The sequence below is a fragment of the Streptomyces sp. NRRL WC-3549 genome (genome assembly GCF_000721935.1).
Lineage (GTDB): Bacteria > Actinomycetota > Actinomycetes > Streptomycetales > Streptomycetaceae > Streptomyces.
On record NZ_KL585441.1, the window covers coordinates 1,756 to 2,963 of the forward strand.

General features: G+C 77.7%; 2 protein-coding genes. Both read right to left on the reverse strand.

Features of this window, described 5'->3' with window-relative positions; genetic code table 11:
* Nucleotides 1-63: 63 nt before the first annotated feature.
* Nucleotides 64-684, reverse strand: a complete 621-nt coding sequence (locus tag IH13_RS0133325; RefSeq protein ID WP_031090400.1) for an Rv1733c family protein — start codon at nucleotides 682-684, stop codon at nucleotides 64-66.
* 397 nt (nucleotides 685-1,081) lie between these two features.
* Nucleotides 1,082-1,208 (reverse strand): DUF6643 family protein (locus IH13_RS45880; RefSeq protein ID WP_324605214.1); only part of this gene is annotated, 127 nt, incomplete at its 5' end.

Consider the following 1,208-nt stretch of genomic DNA (forward strand, 5'->3'; position numbering starts at 1 on the left):
CGCCTGCCGCTTCCCGGCGGGAGCACGGCGGGGCGCCCCGGTCCCGACAGCGCGCCCTCGGTGTCAGGTGCCCGTACCCGTTCTGCCCCAGTCGGGGCCCGTTTCGGCCCAGGCGCGGTCGATGCGCTGGTATCTGCGCCGCACCATGCGTCCCACCGCCAGCCTGCGGGCCGCCTCCACCGCACCGGCCGCGAGCAGTGCCGCACCGACACCGGCCAGCACCGCGTGCGTCCGTACGGCCGAGGCGTCCATGGGGCGCATCGCGGGCGCACCGTGGCCGTCCGTCCATATACGGATCCGGGTGCCGGGGGCGGTCGTCTCGGACGTCGTGGAGACCGTGCCCGAACGCTCGGTGCCGTCCGGTGCCGTCCACCGGGCGGCCACCGAGGTGTGGGTGGCGGCCTCCGTCACGATGCTCTCCGCGTCCAGGGCGAAGGGTGACGACTCGTCGGGCAGCTCATGTACGACGACGGCCGACGTGAGGTGGCGGTCGGCCCGCTGCTCCCTGGCCGTCGCCCGGAGGGCGTCCTCGGTGAGCGCACCGCACCCCCACCCGAGCAGCGGGGCCGCCACCAGCATCAGCAGCAGGGCGGACAGCCCCAGCCACGCCTCGTGGCGGTCGGTCGGCCGGCACAGGGGATTGCGCCGCCACCGGCGGATCCCCAGGATCGCCCGCACGGCCATGCACCCCCTTCCGCGTCCGTACGTCCGGCCCTCGGGCCCGTCCCTCCGGAACCGGCCGGGGGGCGGGACGGCAGCGCCCTCACGCCGTCAACGCACGGCCCGGCCCCGTGAGTTCCCCGGGGCCGGGCCGTGCGGACGGTCTTCCCCGGAGGGCGGCTGCCGGGCGTCTCACCTCCGCGCGGACGGCGACCTCCCCGGTCGCGACGCGTCCAGCCCAGCCCAGCTCCGCCTCGGCTTCCAGCCGCGGCGTGACACCGCCCCCCGCCGCGGAGGCGGGGTCCGCCGCCGCCGGCCGGGCGACGCCGCCTCGCCGCACACCCGTCCGCGGGCAGCGGCACGGCGGCAGGGCCGCACGGAGAGCCCCGGGGACGGTCCCGCCCGTCCCCGGCCGGTCCGCTCAGTAACCCCGGCTCTGGTACGGCTGGTTGTACGGGTCCTCGTACGGCGACTGCTGCTGCGGCTGCGCCGGAGCGGGCCGCGGTGAAGCCGGACGCATCGACTCGTACCCCGCCGCCGGGCGCGGC